1 protein-coding gene is annotated in these 444 nt (G+C 40.3%); it reads left to right on the top strand.

Annotated elements, in window-relative coordinates; all coding sequences use genetic code 11:
* Nucleotides 1–444 (top strand): HAD family hydrolase (locus tag I6F37_RS40075; protein ID WP_225154388.1); only part of this gene is annotated, 444 nt, incomplete at both ends.

The raw sequence follows: 444 nt of genomic DNA, 5'->3' as shown, positions 1-444 counted from the left end.
CCGATGGTACTGTATTGGTATTGGAAAATGGTTTGCAAGCAAGACGAATGAATATTAAAGATGGTTTTGCATTGCAGATGGCTGTTAAAAACGGCTACAATGTAATAATCGTTTCCGGGGGGAACTCATTACCGGTAGTTGACAGGTTGCATAAGTTAGGGATTGCAAATGTTACCATGTCTGTTTTGGACAAAAAAGCATTCATTCAAGAATACCTTGCTACGAATAAATTAAAAGCTGAGGAGGTATTGTACATGGGAGATGATTTGCCGGATATCCCAGCTATGTCGATTGTTGGTTTGCCTTGTTGTCCTGCTGATGCGGTAAATGAAGTACGGGAAGCTGCTACATATATTTCTCCGGTAAACGGTGGCAATGCCTGTGTAAGAGATGTGATTGAAAAAGTGTTGAAGTTAAACGATCACTGGCATTATAGAGTTGATG

Source organism: Bradyrhizobium sp. NBAIM08 (assembly GCF_020193935.1).
Lineage (GTDB): Bacteria > Pseudomonadota > Alphaproteobacteria > Rhizobiales > Xanthobacteraceae > Bradyrhizobium > Bradyrhizobium yuanmingense.
Note: the sequence above shows the minus strand (reverse complement) of the source record. Positions and strands in the feature narration are given on the sequence as shown.